The 1,512-nt window shown below is 59.2% G+C and carries 1 rRNA gene (only partly in view); it reads left to right on the top strand.

From position 1 onward, the window contains the following. Window positions 1-1,512, top strand: a 23S ribosomal RNA gene (locus DF196_RS12995) (it extends 1,624 nt beyond the left edge of the window).

The following is a 1,512-nucleotide window of genomic DNA, read 5'->3' as shown; positions in this document are numbered from 1 at the left end:
GTTGGGACTGTAGCGGTAGTAGGTCAGCGCAGGAGTGACACGGAAGGGTGGCCGGCTCCGGAGGTGGTTTTCCGGGGCCAAGCACGCAGCCCGTCCCCCAGGCAAATCCGGGGGGCATCGTGGGTGAGGTGCGATGGGACGCGCGTTAGCGTGGATCCGGTGATCCCGGCCGTCGAGAAAAGCTTCGGCGTGAGGGCGTCAGTCCGCCCGTACCCCAAACCGACACTGGTGGTCAGGTAGAGAATACCAAGGCGATCGAGCGAATCCTGGTCAAGGAACTCGGCAAATCACTCCCGTTCCTTCGGTTTAAGGGAGACCCCCGATGGTGAACCGCCTCGCGCGGGGAGCTGTTGGGGGTGGCACAGACCAGGGGGTAGCGACTGTTTACCAAAAACACAGGTGCATGCGAAGACGCAAGTCGCTGTATATGCACTGACGCCTGCCCGGTGCCGGAAGGTTAAGAGGATCCGTCAGCACTTCGGTGTGAAGCGGTGAATTCAAGCCCCGGTAAACGGCGGTGGTAACTATAACCATCCTAAGGTAGCGAAATTCCTTGTCGGGTAAGTTCCGACCTGCACGAATGGCGTAACGACTTCCCCACTGTCTCGACCAGGAGCTCGGCGAAATTGCAGTACGAGTAAAGATGCTCGTTAAGCGCAGAAGGACGAAAAGACCCCGGGACCTTTACTATACCTTGGTATTGGCATTCGGTGTGGATTGTGTAGCATAGGCGGGAGACTTCGAAGCGCCGGCGCCAGCCGGTGTGGAGTCGCAAGGTGAAATACCGCTCTGTTCGCATTGGATGTCTAACCTCGACCAGTCATCCTGGTCAGGGACAGTGCCTGGCGGGTAGTTTAACTGGGGCGGTTGCCTCCCAAAGAGTAACGGAGGCGCCCAAAGGTTCCCTCAGCCCGGTTGGCAATCGGGTGTCGAGTGCAAGTGCACAAGGGAGCTTGACTGCGAGAGCGACGGCTCGAGCAGGGACGAAAGTCGGGACTAGTGATCCGGTGCCGGTGTACGGACGCGGCATCGCTCAACGGATAAAAGGTACCCCGGGGATAACAGGCTGATCATTCCCAAGAGTCCATATCGACGGGATGGTTTGGCACCTCGATGTCGGCTCGTCGCATCCTGGGGCTGGAGCAGGTCCCAAGGGTTCGGCTGTTCGCCGATTAAAGCGGCACGCGAGCTGGGTTCAGAACGTCGTGAGACAGTTTGGTCTCTATCCTCTGCGCTCGTTGGAATGTTGAGGAGGCCTGCCCATAGTACGAGAGGACCTGGGTGGACGAACCTCTGGTATGCCGGTTGTCGCGCCAGCGGCACGGCCGGTTGGCTACGTTCGGAAGGGATAACCGCTGAAAGCATCTAAGCGGGAAGCCTGCTCCAAGATAAGCATTCCATGCAGCCTTCGAGCTGCTGTACCCCCCATGTAGAACACGTGGTCGATAGGCCGGACGTGGAAGCCCCGCGAGGGGTGGAGCTGACCGGTACTAACGGGGAAACGACAACACA

Source organism: Bifidobacterium callitrichidarum (assembly GCF_003129905.1).
Taxonomy (GTDB): Bacteria; Actinomycetota; Actinomycetes; order Actinomycetales; family Bifidobacteriaceae; genus Bifidobacterium; species Bifidobacterium callitrichidarum.
The sequence above is the reverse complement of the archived record's forward strand: the minus strand, read 5'-3'. Positions and strand labels throughout refer to the sequence as shown.